Below are 16,460 nucleotides of genomic sequence, written 5' to 3'. Positions count from 1 at the left end.
AATTCCGGACCCCAGCATGACCTTGAACGTCGCCGTCCAGATGGACCCCATTGCGCGCATCAATCACAAGGGCGACTCGACCTTCGCGATGCTGCTGGAAGCCCAGAAGCGTGGCCACAAACTGTCCTATTACACGCCAGACAAGCTCTCACTGCGCGGCAATTACGTGGTGGCGCCGGTGCAATCGCTGTCAGTGCGCGATATCGAGGGCGATTATTTCACCCTCGGCGAACCCACCCGCACCAATATGGAATCCTTTGACGTGGTGCTGCTGCGCCAGGACCCGCCATTCGATCTCGCTTACATCACCTCGACGCATCTTCTGGAGCGCATCCATCCGAAGACGCTGGTGATCAATGACCCGGCTTCCGTGCGCAACGCGCCGGAGAAGATTTTCGTGATGGGCTTCTCGGATCTAATGCCGCCGACGCTGATCTCGCGCGACAAAGACGAGATCAATGCATTTCGTGCCGAACATGGCGCGGTGGTGATGAAGCCGCTGCATGGCCATGGCGGCGCAGCCGTGTTTCGCGTGCTGCCGCAGGACATGAATTTCGGTTCGCTCTACGATCTGTTCTCCGTGACCTTCAAGGAGCAGTGGGTCATCCAGCGTTTTCTTCCCGAAGTGAAACATGGCGACAAGCGCATCATCCTGATAGACGGCGAATTCGCCGGTGCCGTGAACCGCGTGCCGGCAGAAGATGACCTGCGCTCCAACATGGTGCGTGGCGGCGCCGCCAAGGCCACCGAACTCTCGCCGCGTGAGCGCGAAATCTGCGAACGTGTCGGACCGGCGCTGCGTGATCTCGGTTTGCTGTTCGTCGGCATCGACGTGATCGATGGCAATCTCACCGAGATCAACGTGACGTCGCCCACGGGCATTCGCGCCATCGCCAAGCTTGGCGGACCGGATGTCGCGGCGCGCGTCTGGGACGTGATCGAAGCGAAGCGGAAGTAAACTCCGCTCGCTTCACTCGCTGCGCTGCGTCAATACTTGACGCAGCAGTTTGAATTCCATTCATCGCAATTCTTCACCCGCTGCTTTTGCTTGCCAGTCATTGAGGGCAAGGGCAGCATGTTGATGCACGCCCGACCAATCGGACGGCCCGCCACATTTGGCGGCAAGCAAAAGCATATCAGTGGAGAAACGCATGACTTCAGAAGTTTCGCGAAGGTCCCTGCTCTCGCTCGGTGCAGGGTTGGGCGCTAATCTCCTCGCTCCCGGCCTCATCGGCAGCGCATCGGCCAAGGCACCAAAGCTCGGCACACAAGCGCCCTACTTCCACCGTTTCATGCTGGGCAGCGCGGAAGTCACCGTTGTCTCCGACGGACCTTTGCCGCTCGGCGATCCCTCCGGCACATTCGTCGGCGTACCCAAGGAAGACGTGCAGAAGATGCTGACGGATAATTTCCTCAGCAGCAGCAATGTTGTGCTCGAACAGAACGCGCCAATCGTCAACATGGGCGACAGACTGATCCTGTTCGACACCGGCATGGGCACATCGCAGCTATTCGGCAACACCGCAGGTCGCCTGCAGAAGAGCATGGCCGAGGCCGGCATCAAGCCGGGCGACATCGATGCCGTGGTGTGTTCGCACGCCCATATCGATCATATCGGCGGCATCGTCGATGCCAATGACAAGCCGCTGTTTCCCAATGCGCAGGTCTATCTCAGCGAGGAAGACTTCAAGTTCTGGACCGACGAAGGCAAGCTCGGCTCGCCGCTCAAGGACTTCATCGTTCATGCCCGCAAGAACCTGATGCCGGTGAAGGATCGCCTGGTATTCTTCAAGGACGGCCAGGAGTTCCTGCCCGGTGTCACCGCCATGCATGCGCCCGGCCATACGTTCGGCCACCACATGTTCATGATCCAGTCGGACGGAAAGTCCTTCGCGTTCCTCGGCGACCTCACCCATCATCAGGTGCTGTTGCTGGAGAAGCCACGCATGGAGTTCGCCTATGACTCCGATCCGAAGATGGCGGCGGCGACGCGGGTAAAGATGCTCGACATGCTCGCGGCCAATAAGACCGCAGTGATGTCCTATCACTTTGCCTGGCCAGGCTATGGCCATGTGGTGAAATCAGGCGACGGCTTCCGCTATATCGCCGAGCCGATGGTGATGAATCTCTAGCGGAAATCCTGCGACTTTCCTGCGGCGAGCTTGAGACAGCAGCCGCCACAGGAATTCCGCAGCGAATCTATCGTCACGCCGCAGATGAGCTGTCTCTTGTGCGCTTTTCCACGCCGCGTTTATAGATCCGGAACGTGCCACGTCCGGCATCCTTCGCCGCATAGAGCGCCGAGTCGGCCATGGCTGCCAATTGCGATGACGTGCAGTTATCGGCCAGTGCGATGCCGACCGATGCGCCAACCCATAACTGTTGCCCGCGATGATCGATCGGCAGGCCTAGCTGCGTGACGATGGCCCGCGCGGTTTCGGAGGCTTCCTCGAATTGCGCGTGAGGCCCCAGCAGAACGGCGAACTCATCACCGCCAAGGCGCGCCACCAGTTCCGCGCCGGCGCAGATGTTGCGGATTCGATTTGCGACGACGGTCAGGCAGGCGTCGCCGGCGGCATGGCCGAAGCAGTCATTGACCGGCTTGAATTCATCGAGGTCGATCAATAGCAGCGCGCCGAACGGCTTTGCCTTGCTGGTCGATGCCGCATCGAACAGCGACAGCTTGGTTTGAAACTGGCCGCGATTGGCGAGCCCGGTCAGCGTATCGAATTCGGCGAGATAGCGGTTGCGGTCAGCGAGAATCTTTTCCTCGGTAATGTCCTGCTTCATCCCGAAGATGCGGACGGCAACGCCATCGACCGACTCGACTGTGGCCGTGATCCTGATCCAGCGCCGGTTGCCCTTGAAGGTGATGATCTCCGCATCGAGACTGAAGCCCGTGCGATCCTCGATGGCCTTGTTGCGCCGCTTCGTCAGTTCCCTGACGGATTCCTCGGGATAGCAAGCGAGCGCCTGTCCGCGAATTGGCGTCGAGCCCCGCGGCAGATCGAAGATGTCATAGACAACATCGGTCCAGATCAGCGATTCATCGGATAGGTCACATTCCCAGACGCCGATTCGCGCGACGGCCGAGGAGCGATCGAAGATCTTCCGGCTATGTGCCAGCAAAGCAGCCTGTTCGTCGATGATGGCTTGCTGGGCTTCGATCTGCGCCTTCAGCGCGGCGATCAGGTCGGCGTCATCCGGAGCGTCTGGCGGCATCGACAAGCGATCTGACATTCTGCGGGCACCCGGTCTTCGTCTCGGAGCTCTTGATAGGATGTTTTGCATGACGTGTTTAAGATTTCCTACGCCGGTGGCCGACTTCAGCCAAAACCAACGCGCTTTACCACTACATTCGTTCACTGATTGTTCTTGCCTTAGAAGCAACCTTAAGTTACGCTCCCATCCCGAATGAGGGCGGCATGGTTCAACGCGTTTCCACCGTAGCCTTTGAGGGGATCGAGGCCCGCGCGGTCGACGTGCAGGTCCAGGTCGTGCCCGGCCTACCGAATTTCCTGATCGTCGGCCTTCCCGACAAGGCGGTGTCCGAAGCGCGCGAACGGGTCCGTGCGGCGCTGGTCGCCTCGGGTCTGGCGCTGCCGGCGCGGCGCATCATCGTCAATCTCGCGCCGGCTGACTTACCGAAGGAAGGCAGCCATTACGATCTGCCGATCGCGCTCGGATTGATGGCCGCGATCGGCGCGATTCCGCCGGATGCATTGACGGGCTTCACCGTGCTCGGCGAACTCGGTCTCGATGGCTCGATCGCTGCAGTCGCCGGCGTGCTGCCCGCTGCCATCGGTGCCAATGCACGCGACGAGGGATTGATCTGTCCGGCAGCTTGCGGGGCAGAGGCGGCCTGGGCCAGTCCCGATATTCAGATCATTGCCGCAACATCGCTGATCCAGATCGCCAATCACTTCAAGGGCACGCAGGTTCTGTCGCGGCCGCAGCCGAAGATACATGCACGTGAGGAAACGCTGCTGGATCTGCGCGACATCAAGGGACAGGAAAGCGCCAAGCGTGCGCTGGAGATCGCTGCCGCCGGCGGCCATCATCTATTGATGGCGGGATCGCCAGGTTCCGGCAAATCGATGCTGGCGGCACGGCTGCCATCGATCCTGCCGCCGCTGTCGCCGGCGGAACTCCTCGAAGTCTCGATGATCGCGTCGGTGGCCGGCGAGATCAAGGACGGTGCGCTCACCGCACGCCGGCCGTTCCGCGCCCCGCATCATTCGGCAAGCATGGCAGCCCTCACCGGCGGCGGTTTGCGCGCGCGGCCGGGCGAGATTTCGCTGGCGCATCAGGGCGTTCTGTTTCTCGATGAACTGCCCGAGTTCGATCCGCGCGTGCTGGATTCGCTGCGCGCGCCGCTGGAGAATGGCGAGGTGGCGGTGTCGCGTGCCAATCATCGCGTTACCTATCCGGCGCGCTTCATGCTGGTTGCCGCGATGAATCCATGCCGCTGCGGTCACGCTTTCGAGCCGGGCTTCTCCTGCAAGCGTGGCCGTATCGATCGCTGCACCTCCGATTATCAGGCGCGTATCTCGGGCCCCTTGATGGATCGCATCGATCTGCGCATCGAAGTGCCCGCGGTGACCGCAGCGGATCTCATTCTGCCGCCACCTTCCGAGGGCTCTGCCGAGGTCGCGGCGCGTGTCGCCGCCGCGCGCGATCTGCAGACCATGCGTTATGCTGCGGCGGGATTGCCGGGCACACATACCAATGCCTCCGCGCCCGCCTCTGTGCTGGAAACGGTTGCGCAGCCGGATGCGCAGGGGCTGACATTGTTGCGCGATGCCGCCGAGACCATGCGGCTGACCGCGCGCGGCTATCACCGCGTGCTGCGCGTGGCGCGGACGCTGGCGGATCTCGACGGCGCCGAGAAAATCGGGCGGCTGCATCTGGCCGAGGCGTTGTCTTACCGCGCGCTGGCGGAGGACGTTCGCCGCGCGGCGTGAATTTCCGGCAACGCCCCTGATGTGAACGTCAACGTGATAGTAACGAGTTTTGTTTACGCTCTGCTCACCATAACCCCGCGTTACGGGGCCAGGGCGAGTACCGTGTCATGCTGCGTTTCAAGATCTTAGCCTCGACGATTCCCCTGGCGCTGGCAGCCTTTCTCGCCCGTGGCGATCTCGTGGTCGGCACGCATCCCTGCATCTCCACCGGTGAGACCACCGTGCAGATCGCCACCATGCTCTGGCAGGCGCAATCGCATGTCAGCTTCACCAACGATCCCCTGCAGGCGACCGTCCGTGTGCAGATCGTCGACAACGCCGAGAGTGCCGACTTTGTCGTGCTCGATGATGTCGATGCAGCGGAACCCGATGCCTGTCCCGTCACCGCTGCGACGCGTTTCATCGGCATTGCCGACACATCGGCAACGTCAGAGCCCATCATCTATCTGTCGGAACAGGGCGGCGCCGACTACCGGATCTTCGTGAAGTCACGCAGCTTCACGCCGCGCGATGCCGCAGCGCTGATCGTCAGCGCCCACAGCCGCAGCCCGGCACGGATGGCGGCGGCCAGCCTCTAAAAAGAGGATTAACGCTTCATCAACCATGTCTGCGCGGGCAAACTCAAAACTGCCACCGTGCAAGCACTTGGCAACAACATACCCGCATTGTCTCCAACATCTGCGATCGCCTGATCGCGGCCTGTATTCGCGTGCAAGCGCGAGCCATGATGTGACCAAGCCGGAGTGCTGATCTGTGGCGAAGGGCGTTTTCCGGATCAAGGTCTACTTCCGCCGCTTCGCGCGCCGTTTTCCGTGGTTTGCTTTCGTCATCCGCTCCTTCGTGATGTTCTCGGCTGCCTTCGGTGGCGCCTATGGCTTCATCTCCGGTTCGACCTCCAAAGACTCCGGTTACGATCCGCATGCTTTTGCGATCGGTGCCAGCTTCCTGTTCGCGCTGGCCTGCGTCGCCTTGGCCACCATGAGCATCCGTATGCGCTTCATGGGCAGGCGGATGCGCAAACTGGCTGCGCATAACGAAGCTCTGGTCGACCGGAACTGGGAGTTGAAGGAAGCCGAAGAACGCGCGCGCAGCCTGTTCGAAGCGCAAGGCGACCTGATCGTGATCCGCAACAGCGAAGGCTGCATCACCTTCGTCAACGATGCCTATTGCGCACTGGCGGAACAATCGCGCGAAGCATTGATCGGCAGCCGCTTCGAACTCACGCTGTTGGAGCAGGGCGACATCGCCAACGAGCCCAACGGCACCAGCATGCACGATCAGAAGATTGCGACCGCCACCGGCCCGCGCTGGATTGCCTGGCGCGAAGGTCTGGTGCGGATCGATGCCGGCCAGCCCGCCGAATTGCAATGCGTCGGCCGCGATGTCACCGACCGCACCCAGACCGAGCGCGCCCTCGGTGAAGCGCGCGACCACGCCAATGCCGCCAACCGCGCCAAGTCGCGGTTCCTTGCGATGGCGTCGCATGAAATCCGCACGCCACTGAACGGCATTCTCGGCATGAGCGGCTTGCTGCTCGATACGCCGCTGACACCCGAACAGACCACTTACGCCAAGGCCGTGAAGACCTCCGGCGATGCGCTGCTGTCGCTGATCGAGGAGCTGCTGGATTACTCCAAGATTGAGGCCGGCAAGATCGATCTGGAACATCGCCCCTTTGCACTAGCCGGATTGATCGAGGACATCACCGAATTGCTGGCGCCGCGTGCGCAGGCCCGCAATCTCGAAATCGCGGCCTATGTCGACGAGCGACTGCCGCTGACAGTGATGGGCGATGCGGCGCGCCTGCGCCAGGTGCTGCTCAATCTCGCCGGCAATGCCATCAAGTTCACGGCGGCAGGCGGCGTAGCGCTGATCGTCGAGCCCGGCATCTGGCCGAACGAAATCTCTTTCCTGGTACGCGACACCGGTATCGGCATCGCGCCGGATGCGCAGCAGCGCATCTTCCGCGAGTTCGAACAGGCAGACGAGGGCACTGCGCGCCACTATGGCGGAACTGGCCTCGGCCTCAGCATCAGCGAGCGCATCATCAAGCGCATGAACGGCCGCATCACGCTGCAGAGCGAGCTTGGTGCCGGCTCGACATTCGAAGTGTCAGTCCCGCTCGCCGCATCCGACAGCGGCACCGCGACTTTCATGGCACCCGATCTCACCAGCCTTTCGGTGATGCTGGTGGCGCCGCAGACCATCGAAGCCTCGCTGATGGCCCTGCGGCTCGGGCGCTGGGGGGCACAGACTTGCACCGTGTCCGATATTGCCGTCGCGCAAGCACTGCTACCCGAACGGTCGTGGCATGCCGTCATGATCGATCGCGCCCTTGGTGCTGACGCTGCCGAGCAGCTTGCGAACGCTGCAATTCCGCACGCGCTGCGACGGATCGTGCTGTTCACGCCGGCGATGCGTCATGAGCTGCAGCCCGCAACGCCGAGTGCGTTCACCGGCTATCTGGTGAAGCCGCTGCGTGCGACCTCGCTCGCCGCGCGCCTGACATTGCAGACGGATTCACCGACGATCGCCGCCGATGATCCGTTGGATCGCGATCCGGCCACACCTGAACCAACGGAGGCGATGGCATCCAGCCTCTCGATCCTGGTCGCCGAAGACAATGAGATCAACGCGCTACTGATGCGCTCGCTGCTGACGCGACTGGGCCACAAGCCCGTCGTGACCACCAATGGCGATGAGGCGCTGGAATCCTGGCTCACCTCCGACTCCGCCGGCACGCCCTATGACCTCGTCCTGATGGACATCCAGATGCCGAAGCTCGACGGCATCGAGGTCACCAAACGCATTCGCGCACGCGAGGCCGGCCAACGCGTCAGGCGCACCCCGATCCTGGCCCTCACAGCGAATGCACTGGTCGAAGATCGCTACGCCTGTTTCGAAGCCGGCATGGACGGCTTCCTGATGAAGCCGCTGGACCGCGACAAGCTCGCCGAAGCCCTCAAGGGACTCGCCAAGACTCGGCACGTCGCCGCCTAGCAGCTCCACCTTCGCTGTCACACCCCCGCAACACGCCCGTCACACGGCTGTTGAGCGCCCGTGATGTCTGGTGCGGATAAGCCGCATCGATGATTCGCGTAATGCCTGCGGCACAAGGCGATTGAGTTGGGGATGGCCATGCACGGCAACGAACTGGTGCGACCGAAGCAGGGTTTCATGCAGATGTTGCGGCCCCAGAACATGAGCGCCGCTGCGCAAACGGCGATCACCTGGTTCAAGCCGCCGCTGCATCTCCATCCCGCCAACGGCATTCCGGTCGCCACGACTTCTCTGGGCCGGATGGGTCCGCTCGAAGTTCGCCTCGCGCAGGACAAGCGCGACGTGAAGCGCGCGCAGCGTCTGCGCTACAAGGTATTCTACAAGAACGGCACCGCGATCGCCGACGCCGCCACCATGCTGGCACGCCGCGACAAGGATGCATTCGACAAGATCTGCGATCACCTTCTCGTCGTCGATCACGATGCCAAGCCTACGTTGTCCGGGAAACAGCCGGTGGTCGGCACCTATCGCCTGCTACGCCATGAGGCGGCCATGCAGAATGGCGGATTCTATACCGACAGCGAATTCGATCTGTCGGGGATGATCGAGCGCCATGAGGGTCTGCGGTTTCTCGAACTCGGTCGCTCCTGCGTGCTGCCGCGCTACCGCAACAAGCGTACCGTCGAATTGCTGTGGCAGGGCATCTGGAGCTACGTGCGGCAGAACAAGTTCGACGTCATGATCGGCTGCGCCAGCTTTGAAGGCACCGATCCGGATCGCCTCGCGCTGCCGCTGTCGTTCCTGCACCACAATGCGCGTGCCCCCGAGGCCTGGCGCGCCCGCGCGCATCCGTCGCGCTATGTCGAGATGAACCGGATGGCCGCGGATGCCATCGACACCAAGGCGGCGCTTCGTGCGCTACCGCCGCTGATCAAAGGCTATCTACGGATCGGCGCCATGATCGGCGACGGCGCCGTGATCGATCATCAGTTCGGCACCACCGACGTTCTGATCGTGATGCCGGTGACCTCGATCGGCGCACGCTATATCGAGCATTTCAGCACGGACGCCTCACGCCACGCGGCGTAATCGCTTAGAGGCGACGCAACGCGACGTTTTCCACCACGTGATCCGCACCCTTCTTCAGGATCAGCGTGGCACGTGGCCGCGTCGGCAGGATATTGTCTTCGAGATTGGCGAGATTGGTACGCTCCCAGATCGCCAGCGCCGTCGCCGTGGCTTCTTCATCCGACAGCAATGCGTAGCGATTGAAATACGATCGCGGATCGTGGAATGCCGTGTCGCGCAGCGCCAGAAATCGTCTCACATACCAGTCGCGCAGTACCGGCTCATCGGCGTCGATATAGACGGAGAAGTCAAAGAAGTCGGAGACCACAGGCACCGCCTTGCCGTCGCGCGGCAGGCGGCCGGTCTGTAGCACATTGACGCCTTCGACGATCAGGATGTCGGGCTGATCGACCTCGACCCACTTGTTTGGAACCACGTCGTAAGTGAGATGCGAATACACAGGCGCGCGGACGGCATTGCGGCCGGCTTTGATGTCACTGAGAAACTGTAGCAGTGTCGGCAGATCGTAGCTTTCGGGAAAGCCCTTCTTCTGCATGATGCCGTCGCGCTCGAGCACCGCATTCGGATACAGAAAACCGTCGGTGGTGACGAGATCGACCTTGGGCCGCGGCGACCATCTTGCGAGCAGTGCCTGCAGCACGCGGGCGGTGGTCGACTTGCCGACCGCCACCGACCCGGCGACGCCGATGATATAGGGCATCTTGCGATCCTCGATGCCGAGGAATTTGCGCTGCGCGTAATACAGACGTTGTGTCGCCGTGACATAGATCGAGAGCAGGCGCGACAGTGGCAGATAAATCTCTTCCACCTCGCGCAGGTCGAGGCGATCATACATCGAGCGCAGGGCGGCGATCTCGCCGGCCTCCAGCGTCATCGGCGTATCGTCGCGCAGCTTGGCCCACTGTTCCCGCGAGAAATTCCGATAGGGATTGTATTGTTGGTCTGCCCGCATATCCATGAAGCGGTCCCCGTTGTGATCGACGCTGTTACTCGCTCTTGCGCGAAGCTTTCTCTTGCAGTCCGGATTGCGACGTGCGCTGACCGAGCGCCATCTCAACTTCCTGAATCGTCACGCCGCGCGCCTTCAGTAGCACCAGCAGATGAAACAGCAGGTCAGCACTTTCATTGATCAGATTGGTGCGATCGTTCTCGACCGCCGCAATCACGGTCTCGACCGCTTCCTCGCCGAATTTCTTGGCGCAATGCTCGGCGCCTTTATCGAGCAGCTTGCGGGTATAGGACGCGTCGCCACCCGCCGCCGCGCGGGCGTCGATGGTGTCGGCGAGATCGTGAAGCGTAAAAGCCATTTCGGCGCCTTGTTGGCTGGGCAGCGCGGACTCCTGCCAGAGATTGACCTAGGGGTCGAGCCGCATCGGCAGTCCGGCCCGGACCATATGCTCCTTGGCCTCGCGAATGGTAAATTCCCCGAAGTGAAAAATCGAGGCCGCCAGCACCGCGGTGGCGTGGCCGCTCCTGATACCTTCGACCAGATGATCGAGATTACCGACGCCGCCCGAGGCGATCACCGGTACGCCGACGCTGTCGGCGATGGCCCGGGTCAGTTCGATATCGAAGCCGGAGCGGGTGCCGTCGCGATCCATCGACGTCAGCAGGATTTCACCGGCGCCCAATGAAACGACTTCCTGGGCGAATTCGATGGCATCGATGCCGGTCGACTTGCGGCCGCCATGGGTAAATATCTCCCAGCGCGAGCCGGACCGTTTGGCGTCGATCGCCACTACGATGCACTGGTCGCCGAACTTCTCGGCGGCTTCCTTGACGAACTGGCGATTGGCTACTGCGGCCGAATTGATCGAGACCTTGTCGGCACCGGCGCGCAGCAGCGTCTTGATATCGTCCACCGTACGCACGCCACCGCCGACGGTGAGCGGCATGAAGCAGGCTTCGGCGGTACGACGGACTACGTCCATCATGGTGCCGCGGTTTTCGTGGGTAGCGTTGATATCGAGGAAAGTGAGCTCGTCGGCACCAGCGGCGTCATAGGCGATCGCAGCCTCTACGGGATCGCCGGCATCGCGCAGGTCGACGAAATTGACGCCCTTCACCACGCGTCCATCCTTGACATCGAGGCAGGGGATGACGCGGACTTTGAACATGGTTCGGTCCTTATGCCGCCTGCTTGATGAGCTTCAGCGCCTCGGCCGGATCAATCCGCCCGTCATACAGCGCACGGCCGGAGATCGCGCCTTCGAGCTTCGCAGCGCGTGGCTCAAGCATGGCCTTGATATCATCGATGGAGGCGAGGCCGCCCGAGGCGATCACCGGAATTGAAATCGAATCGGCCAGCGCAATCGTCGCATCCCAATTGATACCCTTGAGCAGGCCATCGCGCGCGATATCGGTGAAGATGATGGCGGCAACACCGGCATCCTCGAAACGCTGCGCGATTTCGAGCGCGGTGACGGTCGAAGTCTCGGCCCAGCCTTCAACGGCGACCTTGCCGTCGCGCGCATCGAGGCCGACGGCGACCTTGCCGGGGAATTTCTTCGCGGCTTCCTTCACCAGAGCTGGATCGCGCACCGCAGCCGTGCCGATGATGACGCGGGTGATACCTTTGGAAAGCCAGGCTTCCACCGTCTTGAGATCACGAATGCCGCCGCCTAGCTGCACTGGCATCTTGATGGTAGCGAGCATCGACTCCACAGCCTGCGCATTCACCGGCTTACCGGCAAAGGCGCCATCGAGATCGACGACATGCAGATATTCGAAGCCCTGGGTTTCGAAGTCGCGCGCCTGTGCTGCGGGATCGAGGTTGAACACAGTCGCACGCGCCATGTCGCCCTGCTCGAGGCGAACGCACTGGCCGTTTTTCAGATCGATGGCGGGAAAGAGAATCACGGCTTCCACTTCAGAAAGTTCGAAATCAGAGCCAGTCCGAAACGCTGGCTCTTTTCGGGATGAAATTGCGTACCGATCGCGGTGTCCTTGCCGACGATGGCGGTGATGGGACCGCCGTAATCGGCGCGCGCCAATACATCGGCCTCGTTGACCGCGTTCAGGTGATAGGAGTGTACAAAATAGGCATGGCGGCCCTTCGGCCCGAGCGGCAGGCGCTCCAACACCGCGTGCTCACGCACCATGTCGAGCGTGTTCCAGCCCATATGCGGGATCTTCAGATTCTCTTCGCGCGGCGTGATCTTCTCGACATCGCCGGCGATCCAGCCCAGCCCGTCGGTCGTGACGTGCTCCTTGCCCTTGGTCGCCATCAGCTGCATGCCGACGCAGATACCGAAGAAGGGCCGCGCCTTGTCGCGCACCGCTTCGGTCATCGCCTCGACCATGCCGTCCAGCGAATCCAATCCCTTGCGGCAATCCGCAAAGGCGCCGACGCCGGGCAGCACGATGCGATCGGCGCGAAACACCGCTTCGGGATCGCGCGTGACGATGATTTTCTCCGGCACATCCATGCTGCGGGCAGCACGCTCGAATGCCTTCGCCGCCGAGTGCAGGTTGCCGGAGCCGTAATCGATAATGGCAACGCTCACCGTGTCACTCCCGGTTGCGGGAATAACCCGATAATGTCGTTTTGCGCCGGAGACGGCGGACGTGAGAAAGGCTGGCTGGGAACGTGACGGGTCGGCGGCGGACCGCCGCGATCGCTCGCCCACTGGTCGTTGACGGCGTTGTGTTGAGCGGTCCAGCGATCAAAGAAGCGACGTTCGGCAGCATCCTTGTTGTCTGCAACGACCACATCGAGCTGACGCCACTTGCCGCGCGACAGGGTCCAGCGGCGCAGGCTGGCAGCCTCGAAGCCCATCAGCAGTGCGAACAACAGCATCACGACGAAACGCGCGCCGATATCGACCTTCAACATCGACAGCGCGACTTCGCCTGCGATCGACAGCACGACATAGCCGAGCAACGCCCACCACAGCCGATGATAGATCAGCCAGATCAGGCCGGCCACGAACGCCCAGAAATGGAATCCATCGCGCACGAACTCGAACTTGTCCGTTGCCGCAAACGGCTCAGGGCCGGCACCGCGAGGTGCGTGAACTGTGTAGACCGGCATGGCAAACTCCGCCCGAAACCGTAGAGGCCGATCAGCCGCCGAGCTGACCCTTGGTGGATGGCACTTCGCCGGCATTGCGCGGATCGATCGCAACACCCGTCCGCAGTGCCCGCGCCAGACCCTTGAAGCAGGATTCGGCAATGTGATGGCTGTTCTCGCCATATAGGGTTTCGACGTGCAAAGTCACGCCCGCATTGCCGGCAAAGGCATTGAACCACTCGCGCACCAGTTCGGTGTCGAATTCGCCGATCTTGTGGGTCGGGAAGGTGGACTTGAACACCAGCACCGGCCGGCCGGAAATATCCAGCGCCACCCGGGTCAGGGTCTCGTCCATCGGCATATAGACCGAGGCATAGCGGGTGATCCCAGCCATGTCGCCGAGCGCCTGCTTGACCGCCTGGCCGAGCGCGATGCCGACATCCTCTACCGTGTGATGGAAATCGACATGGAGGTCGCCGACCGCCTTCACGGTGACGTCGATGCGGGAATGGCGGGCGAGCAGATCGAGCATATGGTCGAAGAAGCCGATTCCGGTGGTCGATTTGGATACGCCGGTACCGTCGAGGTTCACGGAGACCTCGATGTCGGTTTCCTTGGTCTTGCGCTTGATCGTCGCCGTGCGCATGAAAACGCCTCTCCGCCTGCTGAAAACGCGCCCTTTTAACAGGGAGATGACACCTTCGCTACCGCGGAAGAGCCGATCCCGGGTCGATCTTTGCGCCTATGGTGACCGGAATCCGCGCTCATCGGCCGCTGGCCTATGCTTCCTCGCCGGATTTGCAACGGCCGGTATCCGTGCCTAGATCAGGCGCTCAAGAGGGTTTCCATGAACGCATCTTATTCGGCCTCCCATGACGGATCGTCTCCGGTCTGGCACGGCACCACGATCCTGACCGTCCGCAAGGGCGGTAAAGTCGTGATCGGTGGCGACGGCCAGGTCTCGATCGGCCAGACGGTCATCAAATCCAACGCCAAAAAGGTCCGTAAACTGGGCAAGGGCGACGTGATCGGCGGCTTTGCCGGCGCCACGGCGGACGCCTTCACCCTGTTCGAGCGGCTGGAAGCCAAACTGGAGCAGTATCCCGGCCAATTGACCCGGGCCGCCGTCGAGCTCGCCAAGGACTGGCGCACCGACCGGTATCTGCGCCGGCTGGAAGCCATGATGATCGTCGCCGACAAGGACGTCTCGCTGGTGCTGACCGGCACCGGCGACGTGCTGGAGCCGGAAGCCGGCGTCATGGCCATTGGCTCGGGCGGCAATTACGCGCTGGCAGCGGCGAGGGCGCTGGTCGATACCGATCAGGATGCCGAGACCATCGTGCGCAAGTCGCTCGATATCGCTGCCGATATCTGCGTCTACACCAACCGCAACGTGACGCTGGAAATGCTGGAGGCATGACCGTCGTGGGTCACAATACCCGCGCGCCGTCTGTCACCGGTCTTTCGGTCCAGCAGGGTGTGCTGATCGCGCTCGGTCTGCTCGCTCTGCAGGCGGCACTTCTCTATGCGATGGGGCGGCTGCCGATCTGTGCCTGCGGCTATGTGAAGCTCTGGCATGGCGTAGTGCTGAGCTCGGAGAATTCACAGCACCTCACCGATTGGTACACCTTCTCCCACATCATCCATGGCTTCCTGTTCTACGGCGCCACCTGGCTGCTGTTTCCGCGACTGTCCTGGATCGCGCGGCTAATCGTTGCAATGCTCGTCGAAGGCGGTTGGGAGCTGCTGGAAAATTCGAGCTGGATCATCGAGCGCTATCGCGCCGGAACGATGTCGCTCGACTATTTTGGCGACAGCATTGTCAATTCGCTGGCAGACACGCTGTCGATGATCGCCGGCTTCATCCTGGCGCGGAAGCTGCCGGTCGCCGCGACCGTCGCGATCGCGCTTCTGTTCGAGGTTCTGGTCGGCCTGCACATTCGCGACAATCTCACTTTGAACGTGATCATGCTGATTCATCCATTCGAAGCGATCCGAACCTGGCAGGCCGGGCCACCTATTATCTGATCCGCTTGTCCCCACGCCTTTCTCAACCTACGTAGAGTGACATGACCGACTTTTCTCCCCGCGAAATCGTAAGCGAACTCGACCGGTTCATTGTTGGCCAGCACGATGCCAAACGCGCGGTATCGATCGCGCTGCGCAATCGCTGGCGGCGCCTGCAACTGACCGGATCGCTCCGCGAGGAAGTGCTGCCAAAGAACATCCTGATGATCGGGCCCACCGGCGTCGGCAAGACCGAGATCGCACGCCGGCTGGCGAAGCTCGCCGGCGCGCCTTTCATCAAGGTCGAGGCCACCAAGTTCACCGAAGTCGGTTACGTCGGCCGCGACGTCGAGCAGATCATCAGAGATCTTGTCGAAGTCGCGATCTCGCTGACCCGCGAGCGCAAGCGCAAGGACGTCCAGGCGCGTGCGCAGCTCGCCGCCGAGGATCGTGTGGTCGACGCGCTGGTCGGCGCCACCGCGAGCGCAGCAACGAAAGAGTCCTTCCGCAAGAAGCTCCGCACCGGCGAGCTCAACGACAAGGAGATCGAGATCGAGGTTCAGTCCTCCGGCGGCCCCTCGATGTTCGAAATCCCGGGCATGCCCGGCGCGCAGATGGGCGCGATCTCGATTGGCGATATCTTCGGCAAGATGGGCAAGGGCACCAAGACGCGCCGCCTGCGTGTGGAAGATGCGCATGAGCCGTTGGTGAATGAGGAAGCCGACAAGCTGCTCGACAGCGATGCACTCGTGCAGGAAGCGATTTCAGTGGTCGAGAACAACGGCATCGTGTTTCTCGACGAGATCGACAAGATCTGCGTGCGCGACGGCCGCAGCGGAGGCGAAGTCTCGCGCGAAGGCGTTCAGCGCGACCTGCTGCCGCTGATCGAAGGCACCACCGTCTCCACGAAGCACGGTGCGGTGAAGACCGACCACATCCTGTTCATCGCATCCGGTGCATTCCATATTGCCAAGCCGAGCGATCTGCTGCCGGAATTGCAGGGCCGTCTGCCGATCCGTGTCGAGCTCAATGCGCTGACCCGCGATGACATGCGCCGCATTCTCACCGAGCCAGAGGCTTCGCTGATCAAGCAGTATGTGGCACTATTGCAGACCGAAGGCGTGACGCTGGAATTCGCCGACGATGCCATCGATGCACTGGCCGATGTGGCCGTTGCCGTGAATTCAACCGTCGAGAATATCGGCGCACGACGATTGCAGACGGTGATGGAGCGCGTGCTCGACGAGATTTCCTTCGCTGCGCCCGATCGCAACGGCGAGACCATCCGAATCGATGCCGCCTATGTGCAGAAGCATGTGGGGGATCTGGCGAAGAATTCGGATCTGAGCCGGTTTATTTTGTAGTTCGCCAATCTCGTCGTTCCCCGC

General features: G+C 61.9%; 17 protein-coding genes. 9 read left to right on the top strand and 8 right to left on the bottom strand.

Annotated features, from left to right (window positions below; all coding sequences use genetic code 11):
* Positions 1-16 precede the first annotated feature (16 nt).
* Entirely contained in the window at positions 17-958 is a 942-nt protein-coding gene (gene gshB / locus A4A58_RS05115) for a glutathione synthase (protein ID WP_068730249.1), read from the top strand.
* A 193-nt stretch (positions 959-1,151) separates the two neighbouring features.
* The gene (locus tag A4A58_RS05110; protein ID WP_068730477.1) at positions 1,152-2,132 is read left to right on the top strand and encodes an MBL fold metallo-hydrolase; all 981 of its coding nucleotides are present in this window, start codon (positions 1,152-1,154) and stop codon (positions 2,130-2,132) included.
* 73 nt (positions 2,133-2,205) lie between these two features.
* On the opposite strand, the gene A4A58_RS05105 is transcribed toward A4A58_RS05110, so the two are convergent.
* Positions 2,206-3,240, bottom strand: coding sequence for a diguanylate cyclase domain-containing protein (locus A4A58_RS05105; RefSeq protein ID WP_244499665.1), 1,035 nt, complete (start codon positions 3,238-3,240; stop codon positions 2,206-2,208).
* A 185-nt stretch (positions 3,241-3,425) separates the two neighbouring features.
* Here A4A58_RS05105 and A4A58_RS05100 point away from each other — a divergent pair, with 185 nt between their 5' ends.
* The 4 genes from A4A58_RS05100 (at position 3,426) to A4A58_RS05085 (ending at position 9,053) form a co-directional block, all read left to right on the top strand.
* The gene (locus A4A58_RS05100) at positions 3,426-4,964 is read left to right on the top strand and encodes a YifB family Mg chelatase-like AAA ATPase (protein WP_068730248.1); all 1,539 of its coding nucleotides are present in this window, start codon (positions 3,426-3,428) and stop codon (positions 4,962-4,964) included.
* 107 nt (positions 4,965-5,071) lie between these two features.
* The gene (locus A4A58_RS05095; RefSeq protein WP_068730247.1) at positions 5,072-5,542 is read left to right on the top strand and encodes a hypothetical protein; all 471 of its coding nucleotides are present in this window, start codon (positions 5,072-5,074) and stop codon (positions 5,540-5,542) included.
* A 175-nt stretch (positions 5,543-5,717) separates the two neighbouring features.
* On the top strand, positions 5,718-7,964 hold the full coding sequence (locus tag A4A58_RS05090; RefSeq protein ID WP_068730246.1) for an ATP-binding protein: 2,247 nt from the start codon (positions 5,718-5,720) through the stop codon (positions 7,962-7,964).
* Positions 7,965-8,102: 138 nt separating this feature from the next.
* Positions 8,103-9,053, top strand: coding sequence for a GNAT family N-acetyltransferase (locus tag A4A58_RS05085; protein ID WP_081421741.1), 951 nt, complete (start codon positions 8,103-8,105; stop codon positions 9,051-9,053).
* 4 nt (positions 9,054-9,057) lie between these two features.
* On the opposite strand, the gene coaA is transcribed toward A4A58_RS05085, so the two are convergent.
* From coaA to hisB, 7 genes are read right to left on the bottom strand one after another with little or no spacing between them, the layout of a single operon-like run.
* Positions 9,058-10,011, bottom strand: coding sequence for a type I pantothenate kinase (gene coaA / locus A4A58_RS05080; protein WP_068730244.1), 954 nt, complete (start codon positions 10,009-10,011; stop codon positions 9,058-9,060).
* Between the two features lie 28 nt (positions 10,012-10,039).
* A complete protein-coding gene (locus tag A4A58_RS05075; RefSeq protein ID WP_068730243.1) occupies positions 10,040-10,360 on the bottom strand; it encodes a phosphoribosyl-ATP diphosphatase in 321 nt (106 codons plus the stop codon).
* Between the two features lie 48 nt (positions 10,361-10,408).
* Complete coding sequence (gene hisF, locus A4A58_RS05070) at positions 10,409-11,170, bottom strand: imidazole glycerol phosphate synthase subunit HisF (protein WP_068730242.1); 762 nt, start codon at positions 11,168-11,170, stop codon at positions 10,409-10,411.
* Positions 11,171-11,180: 10 nt separating this feature from the next.
* Positions 11,181-11,912 carry a 1-(5-phosphoribosyl)-5-[(5-phosphoribosylamino)methylideneamino]imidazole-4-carboxamide isomerase gene (gene hisA, locus A4A58_RS05065; RefSeq protein ID WP_068730475.1) on the bottom strand — a complete coding sequence of 244 codons (732 nt, stop codon included), beginning with the start codon at positions 11,910-11,912 and terminating at the stop codon, positions 11,181-11,183.
* Entirely contained in the window at positions 11,909-12,559 is a 651-nt protein-coding gene (hisH, locus tag A4A58_RS05060) for an imidazole glycerol phosphate synthase subunit HisH (RefSeq protein ID WP_068730241.1), read from the bottom strand. Before hisH ends, hisA begins: the two co-directional genes overlap by 4 nt.
* On the bottom strand, positions 12,556-13,086 hold the full coding sequence (locus A4A58_RS05055) for a DUF2628 domain-containing protein (RefSeq protein WP_068730240.1): 531 nt from the start codon (positions 13,084-13,086) through the stop codon (positions 12,556-12,558). Before A4A58_RS05055 ends, hisH begins: the two co-directional genes overlap by 4 nt.
* Positions 13,087-13,117: 31 nt before the next feature.
* On the bottom strand, positions 13,118-13,711 hold the full coding sequence (gene hisB / locus A4A58_RS05050; RefSeq protein ID WP_068730239.1) for an imidazoleglycerol-phosphate dehydratase HisB: 594 nt from the start codon (positions 13,709-13,711) through the stop codon (positions 13,118-13,120).
* Positions 13,712-13,912: 201 nt separating this feature from the next.
* Between hisB and hslV the strand changes: the two genes are divergently transcribed.
* Genes hslV through hslU form a run of 3 tightly spaced genes read left to right on the top strand, consistent with a single transcriptional unit; the run spans position 13,913 to position 16,436 of the window.
* The gene (gene hslV, locus A4A58_RS05045; protein WP_068730238.1) at positions 13,913-14,485 is read left to right on the top strand and encodes an ATP-dependent protease subunit HslV; all 573 of its coding nucleotides are present in this window, start codon (positions 13,913-13,915) and stop codon (positions 14,483-14,485) included.
* Complete coding sequence (locus A4A58_RS05040) at positions 14,482-15,093, top strand: DUF2585 domain-containing protein (protein WP_068730237.1); 612 nt, start codon at positions 14,482-14,484, stop codon at positions 15,091-15,093. The genes hslV and A4A58_RS05040 overlap by 4 nt, the downstream gene beginning before the upstream one ends.
* Positions 15,094-15,134: 41 nt before the next feature.
* The gene (hslU, locus tag A4A58_RS05035) at positions 15,135-16,436 is read left to right on the top strand and encodes an ATP-dependent protease ATPase subunit HslU (protein ID WP_068730236.1); all 1,302 of its coding nucleotides are present in this window, start codon (positions 15,135-15,137) and stop codon (positions 16,434-16,436) included.
* The last annotated feature ends 24 nt before the right edge of the window (positions 16,437-16,460 follow it).

It is taken from the genome of Tardiphaga robiniae, assembly GCF_001618955.1.
GTDB lineage: Bacteria > Pseudomonadota > Alphaproteobacteria > Rhizobiales > Xanthobacteraceae > Tardiphaga > Tardiphaga robiniae_A.
This window is presented reverse-complemented; position numbering and strand designations above follow the sequence as displayed.